The organism is Pontimonas sp. (assembly GCF_031581085.1).
GTDB lineage: Bacteria > Actinomycetota > Actinomycetes > Actinomycetales > Microbacteriaceae > Pontimonas.
On sequence record NZ_JAVLBO010000017.1, the window covers coordinates 1 to 16,879 of the forward strand.

Genomic DNA, 16,879 nt, shown 5'->3' on the forward strand with positions numbered 1-16,879 from the left:
ACGGCGAGCAGCATGGCCGTGCGCGACGGGTCGACGCCGTTGGCGACGCCCGGCACGAAGCCGCCGCCGAGAACACCATCGAACTCGGCGATGCCCGTGAGCGTGTGGCTCTCGCCCCGCGGCTCGATCGACGTGCTCGGGCGTGCGGCCCGGCCCTCGGCGACCCTGACCGGCGCGGTGTGCCGCGTCGGCGCATCCTTCTCGATCACCGTGCCCCACTGCTGACACTCGCCGCAGCGGCCCGCCCGCTTCAAGGTCGACCAGCCGCACTCGGTGTAGGCGAAGTTGCCGAGGGCTTGGCCACGGTGGCTTCAGGATACGAGGATGCTCCGACCTTGCTTCGCCGGTCGGGGTGCCTCAATTAAAAAAGCCCGCATGGTGAGGTTAGCTGGCTTTGGCGAGTGTCACTCGTTGGTGGGTGTCGGGTAAAGGTTTTAGTGTGGCGGCCTCGAGCTCGAGGGTCGGTGTTTTCGCCAGTGCGGTGAGTTTCTGTTGGATTCGGTCGATCTCGCGGGCGAAATAGGTGAGGCACGCCGGCTTCTTGCCAAATTGTAGGATAACGATACAATGTGGGCAGCGGTTTTCCCACCACCAAATCAGTACTCACGAAAGGTCTGTGCCATGCGCGAGTCTCTCTCCCCGACAGACGCAGCCGTGGGGCTCGCGGAACCATCGGGCAACCAATTTTCCGTGCTCAATCCCGCAACCGAGGAGCACATTGCCTCGGTCCCCGACCACGACTCGCACTACGCGCTCCAGCAAATCCCCATCGCGACGGCGGCGGGTGCCGCGTGGGCGTCAACCACCCCTCGACACCGCGCCGACATCATGCACAACGTGTATGCGGTGCTCATCGAAAACCGCGACCGCCTTGCAGGACTCATCACCAGTGAAATGGGAAAGACCCTCAAAGAAGCGGCAGGCGAAGTGCAATACGCAGCGGACTATGTCCGCTGGTACGCCGAAGAACTGGTCCGCCCCGGAGGCGGCTACCGGGAAAACCCCCACGGTGGATCGACCATCCTCATTAAACGCAGCCCAGTCGGCTTGGCCGTCCTGATTTCGCCGTGGAACTTCCCGATGGCGATGATCACGCGAAAAATTGCCCCTGCAATCGCCTCGGGCTCCCCCGCCATCGTGAAACCCGCGAACCTCACTCCACTCACCACGCTGTTAACTGTCGAGTTGATGGTCCAGGCCGGAGTGCCCGAAGACTTGGTGCGGGTCGTCACCACGACCCGCGCGTCCGAATTCAGTGAGGCGGTGTTGGGGGACCCCCGGGTGCGAAAGCTCTCATTCACCGGGTCCACTCAGGTCGGCTCGACTCTCTTGGGTGTTGCCTCACACAACGTCATCAAGTCATCAATGGAACTCGGCGGGAATGCGCCCTTCATCGTCTTTGATGACGCAGACCTCGACCGGGCCATCGCCGGCGCCATCGCGGCCAAACTGCGCAACGGCGGGCAGTCGTGCATCGCGGCCAACCGTTTTTACGTCCAGGAGGGCATCGCGGAAGATTTCATTCAAGGCTTCAGCGAGCAGATGAGCTCGATCACCCTCGGACCGGGGGAACAGGAATCGACCCAATTGGGACCGATGATCGACCACAAAGCCGCCCAACGCATGCAGGATTTGGTCGCCGACGCAGTGGCCGGAGGCGCCACAGTTCGGGCGGGCGGCAGTGCACCGGAGGGTCCCGGGTACTTCTTCGAAGCGACCGTGTTGGATGGGGTCGCCACAGACGCCGATGTATTCACCACCGAGATTTTTGGACCCATTGCCCCCATCCGGCGGTTCTCACACCAATCGGAGGTCCTCGAGGCGGCAAACGACACCCCATTTGGTCTCGCCGGGTATGTCTTTACCGAGAACCTGGATCGCGCGCTGAACGTTGCCGATGCCCTAGAGACCGGCCTGGTCGGCATCAACCAGGGTGTGCCCTCCAACGCTGCGGCACCGTTTGGGGGACTCAAACAATCGGGAATGGGCCGAGAGGGAAGCGGCGAAGGTCTCGAGGAGTACCAAGAAATGCGTTTTTACAACATTGCCCGGAAAGAAACCCACTAGCGAACCCTTTCACGTCACGGAGGACACCATGAATCCAGTCAAGACAATGACGCAAGTTCCCGGCACCATGTCCGAGGCTCTGCACGAATTACGAGCGACGGAAGTCTCGGCTGCCGTCGGCTCCTACACCCCCATTTACATCTCCCACGCCGAGGGCTCAATCCTCACCGACGTCGACGGGCAGGAATACATCGACTTTGGCTGCGGCATCGGAGTGACGACCCTCGGTCACGGCCACCCGGCCGTGCTGGAGGCCGCAATCGACCAGATGCGGAAATTTAGCCACACCCTTTTCACCATCACTCCCTACGACTCTTACGTCAAAGTCGCCCAGCAACTCAATCGCATTGCACCCGGAGACTTTGTGAAGAAATCGGTGCTGAGCTCCACCGGCGCCGAGGCGGTAGAAAACGCGATCAAAATCGCCCGGGCGCACACGGGGCGAAACGGTATCGCCGTGCTCGATCACGGCTACCACGGGCGCACCAACCTCACCCTCGGTCTGAACTACAAAGCGGTGCCGCTCGCCACCGGAGCGGGTCCCCGGCCGGGTGAGATCTATCGCGCCCCGAACTCGCACCCCTACCTCGACGGCATGGACGGCCCTACCGCGGCCCGCAAAGCCATCGCGTACTTGGAGAAAATCTCCGGTGCCGAGAACCTCGCGTGTTTCCTCATCGAACCCATTCAGGGTGAAGGAGGCGTGATCGAGCCGGCGCCCGGATTCCTGAACGAGATCCAGCGTTGGTGCAACGACAACGGAATTGTCGTCATCGCCGATGAAATTCAGACCGGCCTTGGCCGGACCGGGACTCTCTTTGCCAGCGAACACTTCGACTTCGTGCCCGACGTGGTCGTCACGGCTAAGGCGATTGCCGGCGGAATTCCCGTCTCCGCCGTCACCGGTCGCGCAGACATCATGGATTCGATGAAGCCCGGTGCCCTCAGTGGCACGTTTAGTGGAAACCCCGTGGGCTGTGCCGCCGCCCTCGCGGTTCTCGACGAGTTGACCGCTCCCGGGATGATGGACCGCTCGGCAGAAATCGGCCGAATGATCCAGACCGGATTGCGCGAGCTACAGTCTCGCTACTCGGTCATTGGCGACGTCCGCGGCCGAGGCGCACTGCACGGTATTGAACTGGTCCACCCCGACGGCAGCCCCCACCCCGAGGCTTTCAAGGCGATTAGCAAACGGGCGTTGGAGCTTGGTCTACTGGTCCTCCCGGGAGGTAGCGACGGTCACGTGTTGCGCCTGCTCCCGGCCATTACCGTCTCCGATGAGCTCATCGAGTCGGCCCTGGGAATCCTCGATCGCGCCTTTGCCGACTTCCAGGCCTCACACTCCCAGTGAGGCCTGGTTTTCGGCCAGAGTGACCGATCGGAGCTTAGCCCTCCTGCGCGGTGAAGAAGTCGCGCAGGCGCTGCCAGTTTTCCATGATGTGTTCGCGCACCAGCGTGCTGGCGCGCTGTGAGTCGCCCGCGTGAAAGGCGTCGCGCAGCTGTTGGTGCCTGCTGAGAATGAAGTCATCGGGGTGTAAAAACTCATTGTCAGCGTAGGAAATCACCGTGAAATAGAACACCAACTCTTTGCCCATCCGCCGGTAAAAGTCGCTAATGCGCTCGCTTCCCAGATTGTCCACGATCGCCTGGTGCAGGGCCAGGTCCGCGTGAATGATGCGATCGGCCTCTTGGGATGTCGCACTTCGCTCGAGGTTTTCAAACGCGCGGTCGATTGCGGCCAAATTCTCCGGACTGACTTCTTGCTGAGCGGCCAGGGTCTCGAGGTGTAGTCGGGTGACGTAGAGATCGTTGAGGTTTTCGATATTGGGAGTACTGACCACCGCGCCGCGGTGCATCTGGTATTCCACCAGGCGACTCTGCTCCAGGAGGCGAATTCCCTCCCTGAGCGAGTTTCGCGAAATACCCAAAGAGCGAGCCAGAGACGTCTCGCGCAGCGGCTCGCCGGCCTTCAACGCCCTCGTCACGATGAGGCGAACGAGCGTTTCGGCGACGACTTCTGCAGTGCTCGCGCGCTGCAAAGAAATGTCTTCAATACCGTCCTGTTGCACAGTTCACCTCATGAAATTGTTCAACTGCATGACCGGAGCTTACACCGGCCAGGCCCCGCTGTCTCTGAGCAGACCCGCCAGCCCCATGCGACCGCGAGGGTGGCCACGAGCAACGCCGCGCTACCCGGCCCGACCCACTCTACAAAATCCTGGTCGCCCGGCAACCCCGGTCTGGCTATTCTTCACCCCCGCCAGACTTTCTGCGCACCGCAATTCGAGGGCTCGCGGGGCGAGCAAAATCCGCTCTCCCACCGGAGCGTTGGGTCGCCACCCCCGCGACAATCACGAGGGCAATACCCAGAATTTCGAGGGCGTTTGGCACCTGGGCGAGAAAAATCAATCCCATGACGAGCGCAATGGCCGGGCCGGAGGCCATCAGGGTGCCAAACGCGCGCTTATTCATCTGCTTCAACGCCAGCATCTCGAGCGAAAACGGGATGACCGGAGTGAGCAGAGTAATTCCCAACGCCGCAATGATGACCACCCAGGAAATGTTTCCCCAGGCCTGGGGAGCGCCAAACACACTGGCGACAAGGGCGGCCACCGGCAGGGACATGGCGAGTCCTTGAACACCAGAGAAGCTATCGCCCACCTTCTGGCTGAACCAGATGTAAGAACCCCAGCCCATCGCCGCCAACAGAGCAAAACCAATTCCCACGATTTCGACCCCGCCCGCCCACGGCTGGGTCATCAGCACCACTCCCCCAAGCGCTAGCAGGGGCCACAGGCCCGCGCGGAGTGTCCGCCCGGTAATCGCGGCGACAGTGAGGGGGCCAAGAAACTCAATGGCGACCGCGGTTCCCAGGGGTAATGTCTGAAGCGCGGTGAGAAACGCGGTGGTCATCACACCGGTAGCGACCCCGAGGCCCAGTAAGCCTGGGACGTGCCGGGCCCGCACAGCAGACCATTGGGGGCGCACCATCAGGATCAGGATCAGCGCCCCAAAGCTCAAGCGCATCCATGCGGTTCCCGCGGGTCCCACGAGGGCAAACAGCGACACCGCCACGGCCGAACCGGTCTGAATACTCACCATGGCGAGCACTGCCCAGGTCCAGGGGGGTGCCCAGCCATACAGCCGGGGCGGGATCGTTACCGTAGCCACAAATTCGCACTCTCTCAGTTTTCTCACTACAACGCTGTTGTGGGACAGTTTCAGGATAGCCGCTCACCGCCCCACCGCGGTGTTCCAGGCGCTGATAGGCCTCGCTGGCCACCCTAGGCGCCGGGAAAGAAATGGTGCTCGAACACCGTCCTCGCCAGTCGTGTCGTGCGCAGGTAGAACTCTTCCAGAGCGCTCGCGCTGTGGGGAGGGTAGCCCATTAAACGAGCTGCCTGTTCGAGGGCCCGGCGGTCACTGGGTAACACATCCGAGGGCCTGCCCGACAGGGTCAGCGCGTTGCGAAGGTTCGAACACAACTGCCACGATTCGCCCAGCAGTTGCCCATCCTCCTCGGGCAACACCCCTTCGGCGACCAGCGCGGACAGGGCGCCCAGAGTGTCGGCTCGACGCACACTGGTGATGGTTCCACCGTGTTGGAGCTGCAGGAGCTGCACGAGCCATTCGACGTCGCTCAGTGAGCCCCGCCCCAGCTTCACGTGCCGGTGAGAATCGGCCCCCTGGGGCAACCGCTCCGCCTCCACCCGGGCTTTAATGCGCCGGATTTCTCGAGCGGCGTCCTCGGGGAACTCTTCCGGATAGCGCACCGTGTTGGCCAATTCCATAAAATCAGTCCGAAGCGAAGCGTCACCCACAATGTCTCGAGCGCGCAGGAGCGCCTGGGCTTCCCAACCGAGGGCCCAACGCTGGTAGTAATTTCGATACGCGTCCAACGACCGCACGAGCGGTCCATTTCTGCCCTCGGGGCGCAGCCCCGCATCGAGTTCAAAGGGGAAGAGAGGATCTGACGTGAGCTCCACGATTTTTCTCACCAGAGCCTCACCGCGAGCTACCGTCTGATCGCCGGCCCCGGCATCTCGCACCACGTAGAGCACATCGGCATCGGAGGCAAAACCCAACTCATTGCCGCCAAAGCGGCCCATGGCCACCAGGGCACACTCGATTCCCGGAAAATCTGGAGCCGCGATTTTCCACGCGCCCTCCAGGTATTTTTCGGTGACATCACCCAGCGCGACCTGGAGCTCGCCGGTATCAATCGCCCCAATGATGGACCCCATCGATAACCGCAGCAATTCGCGCCGGCGCAGCTGACGGAGGGCATTTTGGGCACTCTGCGACTGCTGGCGATAGCGCCTGGCGATGGCGTCAATTTCTTCCGCCAACTGCGCGGCGGGACGAGGACGCAGTTCATCCCCGTCGTCGAGCCAGCCCGCCCCCTCCGGAACCCGCTCGAGCAGGGCTCCGGCAAAACCACTCGTTCCCAACACACGGGTGAGATTGCTCGTGGCACCCGACGAGTCACGCAACATGCGCAAAAACCAGGGGCTCTCGCCAAGGTCATCGCTCAGCCGACGAAACGCCAGTAACCCCCGATCGGGGTCGGTTCCCTCGGCGAGCCAACGCAGCACCACGGGCAACAGGTGGCGCTGAATCGCCGCTCGCCTGGAGACCCCCTGGGTCAGCGCGGTGATGTGACCCATTGCTCCCTCCGGGTCCACAAAACCGGTCGCCCGAAGGCGGTCAGCGGCTTGAGCGCTGGTTAGTTCGACACCGCCTTCGGCGGCGAGGCCGGCCACTGCCTGGAGCAGGGGCCGGTAAAACAGACGCTCGTGCAAGGTGCGCACTTGACGCTGGACTCGTCGCCAGGCCTCGACGAGAGCATCGGCCCCCTCAGCGAGATGAGTCGATCGAGCCAGTACGCGAAGGGCTTGATCGTCGCGGGGCATCAGGTGGGTGCGTCTGAGCTGTCGAAGTTGCAGGCGGTGTTCCAGGGTGCGCAGGAAGCGGTAGGCGCGATCGAACTCGGCTGCTTCTTCGCGGCCGACGTAGCCGTTTTTCGCCAGCGCCGCCAGGGCGCCCAAAGTGTCGGGGACTCGAACCTCGTCATCCATGCCGCCGTGAACCAACTGTAAGAGTTGAATCGTGAATTCCACGTCGCGCAGACCACCCGGACCGAGCTTGAGTTGCACGTCGACTTCGTCGTGGGGAATGTTGTGGGTCACCCGCTCGCGCATCCGCTGGACCTGCTCGACAAAACCTTCGCGCGATGATGCCCGCCACACCATGGGCTCCAGCGCGCGGAGGTACTCCCGCCCAAGCTCGAGCGACCCCGCCATCGGCCGGGCCTTGATCAGCGCCTGAAACTCCCAATCCTTTGCCCACCGCTGGTAGTAGGCCACATGGGAGTCCAGGGTGCGCACCAGCGGGCCGTCCCTACCCTCTGGCCGCAAGTTTGCGTCCACCTCCCACAAACCAGGCTCCAGGCCAAACTCCATGATGGTGCGCTGGGTCGCCTGGGCCAGGGTGGTCGCTGCCTGAACGACCTCGTCCACGCGATCCGAATCCGGGGCCTGGGTGACGTAAATCACGTCGACGTCGCTCAAATAATTGAGCTCGCGCGCTCCGGCTTTACCCATCGCAATAATCGCCAGCGGCGCGACCTCCTCGGGCAATTGCCACTCCCGCCTTGCACACGCCAAGGCCACCTCGAGGGCGGCATCGGCCAAATCGGCCAGAGCCCTCGCCACCTGATCGACAATGTCGATGGGCCTGGCGTGGGAGGAGTCGTAGAGGGCCAATCGGGAGAGTTCAACCCGGTAGGCGATGCGCAGCGACGTCGCCGCCTGTTCACCAATCGACTCACCCACAGCGGCGTTGAGCCTGGCGACCATTTCTGCCCGAGAAGCAGGGGCAGAGGGTGAGTCCAGAACGCGAGAGAGCTGCTGTGGCTGGCGGCGAAAAAAATCGGCGAGACCGGACGAGGCACCCAGCAACGAGATGAGATTCGTGCGCGCCGCGGGATCGGCGCCAATGGCCTGGATCTCCGTGGGGGCGGCTTCGGCCAACTGCTGCCATGCTGCGAGCGCGGCATCGGGGTCACCCGCGTGGGAAAACACTTCCGCCGACAGGCCGAGCGCCTCGAGGCGTGCTCGAGCCGCGCTTAATTCGCTAAAGCCATGACGGGCCAGTTCGCTTAAGCCCAGTGCGCCACGACGGGCCACCCCTTACCTCCCAGAGACTAGAGCAGCCCCAAATTGGCTTCGATTTCGTAGGGGGTGACCTGAGCACGGTACTGCTCCCACTCCAGGCGCTTGTTGTTCAACACGTGCTGAAATACCTGCTCACCCAGTGTTTCGGCGACCAGTTCACTGTTTTCCATCAAATTCAGTGCGTGGTCGAGGCTGGTGGGAAGGGGTTTATAGCCGAGAGCTTTGCGCTCCTGAGCGCTCAACTCCCAGACGGTGTCTTCGGCTTCAGCCGGCAACTCGTAGCCTTCTTCAATTCCTTTCAGGCCGGCGGCCAACAGCACGGCGTAGGTCAGGTAGGGGTTTGCCGCCGAATCCATCGCGCGGTATTCGATCCGCGCCGCTTGGCCCTTACCCGGCTTATACAGCGGTACCCGAACGAGTGCCGAGCGGTTGTTGTGTCCCCAGGTGAGGTAGCTGGGCGCTTCGTGGCCACCCCACAAGCGCTTATAGGAGTTCACAAACTGGTTGGTAATCGCCGTAATTTCTGGCGCGTGGGTGAGCAGACCGGCCACGAATTGGCGCCCCACAGTGGAGAGTTGATACGTCTGCGACTGGTCAAAAAACGCGTTGGTATCGCCTTCAAAGAGCGACATGTGGGTGTGCATCCCGGAGCCGGGGTGGTTGGCGAAAGGTTTGGGCATGAACGTCGCGTAGACGCCCTGTTCGATGGCGACTTCTTTGACCACGGTGCGAAAGGTCATCAGGTTGTCCGCCGTGGAGAGCGCGTCGGCGTAGCGCAGGTCAATTTCGTTTTGACCTGGACCGCCCTCGTGGTGAGAAAATTCGACCGAAATTCCCAAGTCTTCCAGCATGCGTACCGCCCGCCGACGAAAGTCGTGGGCGGTGCCACCAGGAACGTTGTCGAAGTAGCCTGCTTTATCGACGGGTACCGGCCCCTCCGGACCGTATTCGCCGGATTTCAACAGGTAAAACTCGATTTCCGGGTGGGTATAAAACGTGAAGCCCCGGTCTGCCGCCCGCTGCAGGCTGCGCTTGAGCACATAGCGGGGGTCCGACATTGCCGGCTCACCATCGGGGGTGTGGATATCGCAGAACATCCTCGCCGTCGGGTCGATTTCTCCCCGCCAGGGCAGAATCTGGAAGGTGGTCGGGTCCGGGTGAGCGAGCACGTCGGCCTCATACGCCCGGGTGTAGCCCTCAATGGACGAGCCGTCGATTCCGAGGCCTTCAGCGAAAGCGCCCTCGATTTCTGCCGGGGCCACTGCCACCATTTTGAGCGTCCCGACGACGTCGGTAAACCACAGCCGAATGAACTTCACGCCACGTTCTTCGATTGTGCGAAGCACAAACTCTCTCTGCTTGTCCATGGCCCTCACCTACTGCGAAAACGGGGAAAACTGCCTGACTATTAGGCTACTGGGTATGCCGAGCATCCGAGTGGCCATCGCCCAAACTAACCCGATTGTGGGCGATCTGGGGGGCAACCGCGAGCGCTTGGTAGAAATGGCCGCTGCTGCGTGGGAGCGCGGAGCTCAAGTGTTCCTCACCGGTGAGTTGGCCATTAGCGGCTACCCCATCGAGGATTTGGCACTGAGGGATGATTTTCTCCAGCGAGCCCGCGAAGTCGTCGACCATATGGCCAGCCAGCTTCACCAGCGAGGCCTCGGGGATTTAGTGGTCTTGGTCGGCCACCCGGACGGTCCGTTTCCTCCGCCTACCGACCTGTACTCGCCTGCCCACCCGCAACAGGCGAAAAACTGTGTGAGTGTGCTCCACAACGGTCAGGTCGTCGCGCGTTACGCCAAACACCACCTACCGAACTATTCCGTCTTCGACGAATTTCGCACGTTCCTCCCCGGTGAGGAAAACCTCATTCTTCGACTCGGCGGGGTGGATTGTGGTGTGGTGATTTGTGAAGACCTGTGGCGCGACGATGGCCCGGTGGAGACCCTCAGCGGCTATCCACTCGCCGCACTCTTTGTGCCCAACGCCTCACCGTTTGAGCGAGATAAAGACGATGTTCGCCTGCCGCTGGTGACCAGGCGCGCCAAGGAGATGGACCTCGCGGTCTACTACGCCAACCTTGTGGGCGGTCAAGACGATTTAGTGTTCGATGGTGATTCGGTGGTCGTCGACCACAGCGGAACCGTGCACGCCCGTTCACCTCTGTTTGTCGAACACCTCCAGGTGGTCACCCTCGACCTGCCCGAGGCCGGTGACCACCCACTGCCCGAAGACACACAGCGGGTGGAGCTCCCGCTGGCTCCCCCACGAACCGGCCCATCGGATGCGGACACAGGCGCTGACGTGGTCGCTGAAGTGGCCGCTGAAGTAGCCGCTGAGCGCGACGACCTGGATGTGGTCTGGAACGCCCTGGTGACGGGAACGCGTGACTACGTGAACAAGAATGGCTTCCCAAGCGTGATGCTCGGCCTTTCGGGGGGTATTGACTCTGCCGTGTGCGCGGTAATCGCCGCCGATGCAATCGGCCCGGAGCGCGTGCACGCCGTGTCTCTGCCCAGTCGACACTCCAGCGACCATTCTCGAGATGATGCCCGTGAACTGGCCGATGCGACCGGTATTGGCTACCGGGTGGAACCCATCGCAGATCTCGTTGCCCCGTTTGACGACCAGTTGGGCTTGAGTGGGCTCGCCGCGGAAAACGTTCAGGCGCGAGTGCGCGGTGTGCTGTTGATGTCGCTGTCCAACCAGGAGGGCCACCTGGTGTTGACCACGGGAAATAAATCTGAACTCGCCGTCGGGTACTCCACAATCTATGGCGACTCGGTCGGGGGCTACGCCCCCATTAAAGACGTCCCCAAAACGATGGTGTGGGAACTGGCGAGGTGGCGAAACGCCCGAGCCCTTACCGAGGGAAAAACGCCCCCCATTCCGGTCTCCTCCATCGAGAAATCGCCCAGTGCGGAGCTTCGGCCAGACCAAACCGACCAGGACAGCTTGCCCGATTACGACACCCTCGACCGGATTCTCCAGCTTCTGATCGTGGAGGGACGCGACCACCCACAAATTGTGGAGGCGGGCTTTGATTCCGACACGGTGGCCGACATTGTCCGGCTCGTGGACCGAGCCGAGTGGAAGCGCCGACAGGGAGCTATTGGCCCCAGAATTTCCAGCGTCGCCTTCGGCAGAGATCGTCGCCTCCCGGTCACCGCGCGCAACCAGAGCGTCAGGCCTCAGTAGTCCACGCCTGAGTACTGCACGCCTTTGTAGTCCACGCGCGTCGCTGCGTGTCGGCGCGTTCGCGGCGAGTGAGTCTCGATCGCTGCATTTGTGGACGACCTGGCACCGCGGGCTAGTCTGGGGGAATGAGCGAGGTCACCAAGCGGGTGCGTGTGCGCCACTTTTCGCAGGCGAAGCAGGCCGGCACCAAGATTGTCGGACTGACCAGTTACGACTTTCTCACTGCTGGCCTTTTTGATCGGGCCGAAGTCGACTTTCTTCTGGTCGGCGATTCAGCGGGCAATGTCGTTTTCGGCTACGACACGACCGTTCCCACCACCACCGATGAGCTCATCCCGTTAGCCCGGGGGGTCGTGCGCGCCGCGACACGCTCCCTCGTCGTCGCCGACCTCCCGTTTGGCTCCTACGAGTCGGGCCCCGACGAAGCGCTGCACACGGCCGTGCGATTTATGAAAGAAAGCGGGGTGCACGCCGTCAAATTGGAGGGTGGGGTGCGCTCTGCGGCCCAAATCGAGCGGCTCGTCCAATCCGGTATTCCCGTCATGGCCCACATCGGTTACACCCCTCAGAGCGAGCACGGCCTGGGCGGTCACGTCGTTCAGGGCCGCGGGGAGGGCAAAGAGAGTTTCCTCGCCGACGCGAGGGCTGTCGAAGCCGCCGGCGCCTTCGCGGTCGTCGTCGAAATGGTTCCCGAGCCCCTCGCGGCGGAGGTCACCGAAATGCTGTCGATTCCGACGATCGGCATCGGAGCGGGCCGTCAAACCGACGGTCAAATCCTGGTGTGGACGGACCTCCTCGGGGTCACAACAGAGCGGTTGCCGCGCTTTGTGCGTCAATACGCGGCGCTCGGTCAGGAGATGATCGAGGCCGTGTCGACCTGGCGTGACGATGTGCGCTCCGGGGCGTTTCCCGACGCGTCGAACGTCTTCGACGACTAGTCGTCTTCCTCTTCGTCTTCCCACTCTTTTGCCCGCTGGCGGGCAATCTCCGGCGCCCGCTGCGCCTCGGCTTCTGACGCGTAGGGGCCGTCGCGGTCGCCGCCAAGCGACTGTCGACCAAATTCCACCTGGCCCGTCTTGTGGTTGTACCACCAGGAGCCGTCGTGCTCTTCTGTGTTGTCCGTCATCACTCCAGTGTGCCACTGGGGAGGCCGCACGCTCCCGTCCGAGCGAACCGGGAGCTCAGGCCGGATTGCCTAGACTTGAGCCGTGCCAAAAACCCCCGAAGGAGTCCTCGTACCCGGTGCCATTTCTGCGCGGCGGGAGGTGCCAGGCGACATTGCGCCCCCCGAATATGTGGGTCGAAAACACCCCCGGGAAGGCGTTCACGGCGACTGGTACTCAGCCGAAGACATCGAGAAGATTCGACACGCGGGGCGTATCGCTGCCGGGGCCCTCGACGCCGTCGAAGCCGTCATTGCCCCTGGGGTGACCACCGACTATCTCGACCGCGTCGCCCACGACTATCTGCTCGACCACGGCGCCTACCCCTCGACCCTGGGCTATCGAGGTTTTCCCAAATCGTGTTGCACCTCGGTCAACGAGGTGATCTGTCACGGAATCCCCGACGACACGGTGTTGCAGGAAGGCGACATCGTCAATGTGGACATCACCGCGTACCGGGATGGAATGCACGGCGATACCAACAAAACATTTGGCGTGGGGGTGATTTCTGAGGAGGCCCGGCTGCTGATTGACCGCACCGAGGAGGCGCTCAACCGCGCAATCCGCGCGGTGAAACCGGGACGACCAATCAATGTGCTGGGCCGGACAATCGAGGCCTATGCGAGCCGCTTTCACTACGGCGTCGTGCGTGATTTCACCGGGCACGGCGTCGGGGCAGAGTTTCACTCCGGGCTGATCATCCCCCACTACGACGCGGCTCCCGACTATCAGACCCCCATGGAGGTGGGAATGGTCTTCACCATCGAACCGATGCTCACCGTGGGGGGCATCGCCTGGGACATGTGGTCTGATGGCTGGACCGTTCTGACCAAAGATAAAAGTCTCACCGCTCAGTTCGAGCACACCCTCGCCGTGACCGACACCGGGGCCGAGGTGCTGACCCTGCCATGAGCCAACAGCAGGCGGTCGGCATCGACGTCGGGGGCACCGGGATTAAAGGCGCCCTCGTTGACATCGACACCGGTGAGCTGTTAAGCGAGCGCATCAAGTACCCCACGCCGGAGGGCGGACACCCCGGCGATATTTTCGAGGTGATCGCGCGCATCGCCTCGGATTGCGGACCAGTGGCCAGCGGCCTACCCCTCGGCGTCTGCGTCCCCTCGGTGGTCAAAAACGGGCGCACCCTCACTGCGGCGAACATTGCCACAGACTGGATCGGGCTGGAGGCCGAAAAGACCCTCGAGGGTCGCCTCGGGCGTGAAATCGTCTTTCTCAACGATGCGGATGCCGCCGGAGTGGCCGAAGCCCACTACGGCGAAGCAGTCGGAGCGCCGGGTCTGACAATCCTCACAACCCTGGGGACGGGCATTGGCAGCGCGCTCGTTCAGGACGGGGTGCTCATCGCCAACACCGAATTGGGTCACCTCGAAATCGACGGAGAAGTCGCAGAGCATCGCAGTTCTGCGGTGGCGAGGCAACGCCTCGGCCAGGACTGGCAGGAGTGGGCTGCCGGACTCCAGCGGTATTACCTGCACCTGAACCGGCTGTTTAGTCCCAACCTGTTTCTTTTAGGCGGCGGTGTCTCGAAAGAAGCCGACCACTTTCTGCACTTCATTTCGCTGCCGGTGCCCATTCGCATCGCCGCGCTGCGCAATAACGCCGGCATTCTGGGGGCTGCTTTTCTCGCTCACACCACGCGAGCGTCTCGTTAGGAAAAGAGGCCGGCCGATACGCCGGGTTCTGTCCCGGAAAACCGGGGGCGACCATCTCTCTACAATCGCTGTTACCAGCGACCTCTAGCGACCTACCCGGTGTCTAGACGAGCAGCCGTATCGACACCTGTTTGGTCTTGCTCCGGGTGAGGTTTACCCAGCAGGTGCGGTCACCCGCACCTCTGGTGGTCTCTTACACCACCTTTTCACCCTTACCCTCCTCGCGGAGGGCGGTTTCTTTTCTGTGGCACTATCTCGCGGATTACTCCGGGTGGGTGTTACCCACCACCCCGCTCTGTGGAGCCCGGACGTTCCTCGGCACCCGTGCGGGTGACGCGGCCGCCTAGCCGACCTCTCTTCCTCGGCCCAGGATAGCGCGGTGAGCCGGGCGGGACTAGACCGCCTCTGACACCCCTCGAATAATCAGGTAGTCGCGGCCATCATCGAGGGCTTTATTCGCCGCCGCATCGGCCAACGCATTGTCTTCGCGGGGCACCCACTCGAAGTGCACAGTGAGTGGGCCAATCACCTCGAAAGCTTCTTTCACCAGGAGTTTCATATCGGGGTGTTTGACTTTCCAACGCCCCGACATTTGCTCGACGACGAGTTTTGAATCTAAACGCACCCGGATGGGTTGTTCGGTATTCCAGGTCCTCAGCAGGCGAAGGGCTTCGATCATTCCGCGGTATTCGGCCACATTATTGGACGCGATGCCGCAGAGCACCCCCAATTGGGCCATCACATCCCCCGAATCGGGGTCCAACACCACTGCGCCCCCGGCCGCCGCACCCGGGTTTCCCCGAGAGGCGCCATCGGCGTGGACGACAATCTCGCTCACGAGAGGCCCGATTCGTGGGTGCGCACCAAAATGGCGTTGCTATCGGGGCACAGCACCACGTCGTCCTCGGCGGCTTTGCGCACCGTCTGCACATCCGATTCGGTGAGCTTCACTCCACTCGCACTGGAAATCCCCGCCCGCAGCAGCGAGGCGCCGTAACCGTAGCGCTCGCGCTGTCGTTCGTAGAGCGCGAGAAGATCCTCGGGGATGGTCGCAATCAGCTCGGTGCGGGCGGCCTGGAGAGAAGCGAGTTCCTCGTCGCTGTGCGTGAGGGCCGCGGCGAGTGCCTGCTGGACCTCGTCCACCCGGTGTTCTAGTTGTTGAGCCTCGGCTTCGGCGGTGGTAAACGCTTCCTCGGCCGCCTCGACTCGTTCCATTACTTCCAATTCGACTTCTTCGAGCATCTCCAGACGCTCGCGCAAGGCCCCCAGCTCGTGTTGCAGGCCTTGGACATCTTTCACCGACGAACTCTCTTCAACGCGCTTCTGGTCACGCACAATGCGCCCTTCGACCAACTCCACATCGTTTTCCGCGCGCGCCAATTCGGCCCGCAACTCTTCCAGCTCGGCCAGGGTGCTGCGTGTTGTGGCTCGAGCCTCGGTGAGGGATGTCTCGAGTTGGGCCAATTGAACCCGCTCGGGCAGCTGTGCGCGCTGGGCTGCCAATTGACTAATCGACACGTCAATGTCTTGGACATCGAGCAGTTTCGCCTGATCGGCGGGTTGGGCTTTCACACACTCTCCCTGGCTGGTGGTGGGCCCAGTCTAAACACCGTGACCGGTGGGCTTCGCGTCGGCCACAACACTCACGACGAGGCTCCCCAGACGCAGGAGCAGAACTCGACCCGGAAGAGGGCCCGCAGCTCCTGCCAGAGCTCAAACTTCCTGGCAGAGCTCAACGTTCCTGGCAGAGCTCAACCGGGGTGGACCACAAAATCCCACGGGTCGGTGACGATGTCGCTGACTCGCACCTCGAGGTCGGGCAGTCGCGTGTTGAGCTGGCGTCGTACCCCGTCGAGAAAAAACCATTCGGAGGCAAAGTGGGATACGTCGATCAGGTTCGGTGCGTGCCCCAGGGCACGGGCTTGCTGGGTATCGCTCGCCGGGTGGTGGCGAAGGTCACCGGTGATGTAGACGTCGGAGGCCAAAACCTCAGGGTGGCTCAGCAGCGAATCGCCCGCACCCGTGCACAGTGCCACCCGGGAGACCATCTGATCGGGGTCTCCAGAGACTTTGAGACCTCCCGGTGTCTGCGGCACGAGGCGTCCCAACTGCGTCGCGAGGTCGTAGAGGCGCACAGGTTGTGGCAGGGCACCCACCCGCCCGATACCCGCACCCGGCATCGTCGAGGCAGCGATTGCGGACATGTCCTGGAGTCCCAGTGCTCGTCCCAGCGTCTCCGACGTTCCGCCATCGACCGCGTCGGCATTGGTGTGTGCCGAAAACAGGGCGATGCCCGCGCGGACCAATGAGGCGACAAGGTGGCCTTTCGCGTGGTCCTCTACCAGGGAGTTGACCGGGCGTAGCAGGAGTGGGTGGTGGGCAACGATGAGGTCAATGTCCTGGTCGATAGCCTCTTGCACAGTCTCAACGGTCACATCAACGACCAGGCTCACGCGTCGAACCGGCGCACTCGGTGATCCGAGATGGAGTCCAACGGCGTCCCACTCTTCGGCGGCGCCTCTGGGCCACAGCGAGTCGAGAACGTCGACGAATTCCCCGACGCTGACAGCCTGCGCACTGGCCTGGTCCTGTGCCAACG

General features: G+C 62.6%; 14 protein-coding genes, 1 other RNA gene and 1 pseudogene. 6 read left to right on the forward strand and 10 right to left on the reverse strand.

All coding sequences use genetic code 11. The features are described from left to right. Nucleotides 1-209: pseudogene (locus RI518_RS05725) on the reverse strand (hypothetical protein); the annotation flags it as partial. A 412-nt stretch (nt 210-621) separates the two neighbouring features. Here RI518_RS05725 and RI518_RS05730 point away from each other — a divergent pair. Then, nucleotides 622-2,067 (forward strand): NAD-dependent succinate-semialdehyde dehydrogenase, encoded by a 1,446-nt coding sequence (locus tag RI518_RS05730; RefSeq protein ID WP_310671819.1) that lies wholly within the window; start codon nt 622-624, stop codon nt 2,065-2,067. 46 nt (nt 2,068-2,113) lie between these two features. Then, entirely contained in the window at nt 2,114-3,418 is a 1,305-nt protein-coding gene (locus RI518_RS05735; RefSeq protein WP_310671818.1) for an aminotransferase class III-fold pyridoxal phosphate-dependent enzyme, read from the forward strand. Nucleotides 3,419-3,452: 34 nt separating this feature from the next. Here RI518_RS05735 and RI518_RS05740 read toward each other — a convergent pair whose 3' ends face one another. From RI518_RS05740 to glnA, 4 genes are all read right to left on the reverse strand, one after another. Continuing rightward, nucleotides 3,453-4,136: a GntR family transcriptional regulator gene (locus tag RI518_RS05740; RefSeq protein ID WP_310671817.1), complete on the reverse strand. Its 684-nt coding sequence runs from the start codon at nt 4,134-4,136 to the stop codon at nt 3,453-3,455. A gap of 175 nt (nt 4,137-4,311) precedes the next feature. Further along, complete coding sequence (locus RI518_RS05745; protein ID WP_310689588.1) at nt 4,312-5,238, reverse strand: EamA family transporter; 927 nt, start codon at nt 5,236-5,238, stop codon at nt 4,312-4,314. Between the two features lie 113 nt (nt 5,239-5,351). After that, nucleotides 5,352-8,255, reverse strand: a complete 2,904-nt coding sequence (locus tag RI518_RS05750; protein ID WP_310671815.1) for a bifunctional [glutamine synthetase] adenylyltransferase/[glutamine synthetase]-adenylyl-L-tyrosine phosphorylase — start codon at nt 8,253-8,255, stop codon at nt 5,352-5,354. A gap of 17 nt (nt 8,256-8,272) precedes the next feature. After that, nucleotides 8,273-9,610, reverse strand: coding sequence for a type I glutamate--ammonia ligase (gene glnA, locus RI518_RS05755; protein WP_310671814.1), 1,338 nt, complete (start codon nt 9,608-9,610; stop codon nt 8,273-8,275). On the opposite strand from glnA, the gene RI518_RS05760 reads away from it, so the two are divergent. Together RI518_RS05760 and panB are read left to right on the forward strand one after the other, a co-directional pair. Next, complete coding sequence (locus tag RI518_RS05760) at nt 9,609-11,444, forward strand: NAD+ synthase (protein ID WP_310689594.1); 1,836 nt, start codon at nt 9,609-9,611, stop codon at nt 11,442-11,444. The two genes, glnA and RI518_RS05760, sit on opposite strands and share 2 nt — an antisense overlap. Before the next feature lie 125 nt (nt 11,445-11,569). Beyond that, on the forward strand, nt 11,570-12,382 hold the full coding sequence (gene panB / locus RI518_RS05765; protein ID WP_310671812.1) for a 3-methyl-2-oxobutanoate hydroxymethyltransferase: 813 nt from the start codon (nt 11,570-11,572) through the stop codon (nt 12,380-12,382). On the opposite strand, the gene RI518_RS05770 is transcribed toward panB, so the two are convergent. Then, nucleotides 12,379-12,570 carry a methionine aminopeptidase gene (locus tag RI518_RS05770; protein WP_310671811.1) on the reverse strand — a complete coding sequence of 64 codons (192 nt, stop codon included), beginning with the start codon at nt 12,568-12,570 and terminating at the stop codon, nt 12,379-12,381. The two genes, panB and RI518_RS05770, sit on opposite strands and share 4 nt — an antisense overlap. 82 nt (nt 12,571-12,652) lie before the next feature. Here RI518_RS05770 and map point away from each other — a divergent pair, with 82 nt between their 5' ends. Then, nucleotides 12,653-13,519 carry a type I methionyl aminopeptidase gene (gene map, locus RI518_RS05775; protein WP_310671809.1) on the forward strand — a complete coding sequence of 289 codons (867 nt, stop codon included), beginning with the start codon at nt 12,653-12,655 and terminating at the stop codon, nt 13,517-13,519. Next, a complete protein-coding gene (ppgK, locus tag RI518_RS05780) occupies nt 13,516-14,280 on the forward strand; it encodes a polyphosphate--glucose phosphotransferase (protein WP_310671807.1) in 765 nt (254 codons plus the stop codon). The genes map and ppgK overlap by 4 nt, the downstream gene beginning before the upstream one ends. A 1-nt stretch (nt 14,281) precedes the next feature. Here the strand turns inward: ppgK and rnpB are convergent. The 4 genes from rnpB to RI518_RS05800 form a co-directional block, all read right to left on the reverse strand. Continuing rightward, nucleotides 14,282-14,635: RNase P RNA component class A (gene rnpB, locus RI518_RS05785), an RNA gene on the reverse strand. A gap of 39 nt (nt 14,636-14,674) precedes the next feature. After that, the gene (locus tag RI518_RS05790; protein WP_310671806.1) at nt 14,675-15,118 is read right to left on the reverse strand and encodes a reverse transcriptase-like protein; all 444 of its coding nucleotides are present in this window, start codon (nt 15,116-15,118) and stop codon (nt 14,675-14,677) included. Continuing rightward, nucleotides 15,115-15,852, reverse strand: a complete 738-nt coding sequence (locus tag RI518_RS05795; RefSeq protein WP_310671805.1) for a hypothetical protein — start codon at nt 15,850-15,852, stop codon at nt 15,115-15,117. Before RI518_RS05795 ends, RI518_RS05790 begins: the two co-directional genes overlap by 4 nt. Nucleotides 15,853-16,031: 179 nt before the next feature. Continuing rightward, complete coding sequence (locus tag RI518_RS05800; RefSeq protein ID WP_310671804.1) at nt 16,032-16,877, reverse strand: Nif3-like dinuclear metal center hexameric protein; 846 nt, start codon at nt 16,875-16,877, stop codon at nt 16,032-16,034. Between the last annotated feature and the right edge of the window lie 2 nt (nt 16,878-16,879).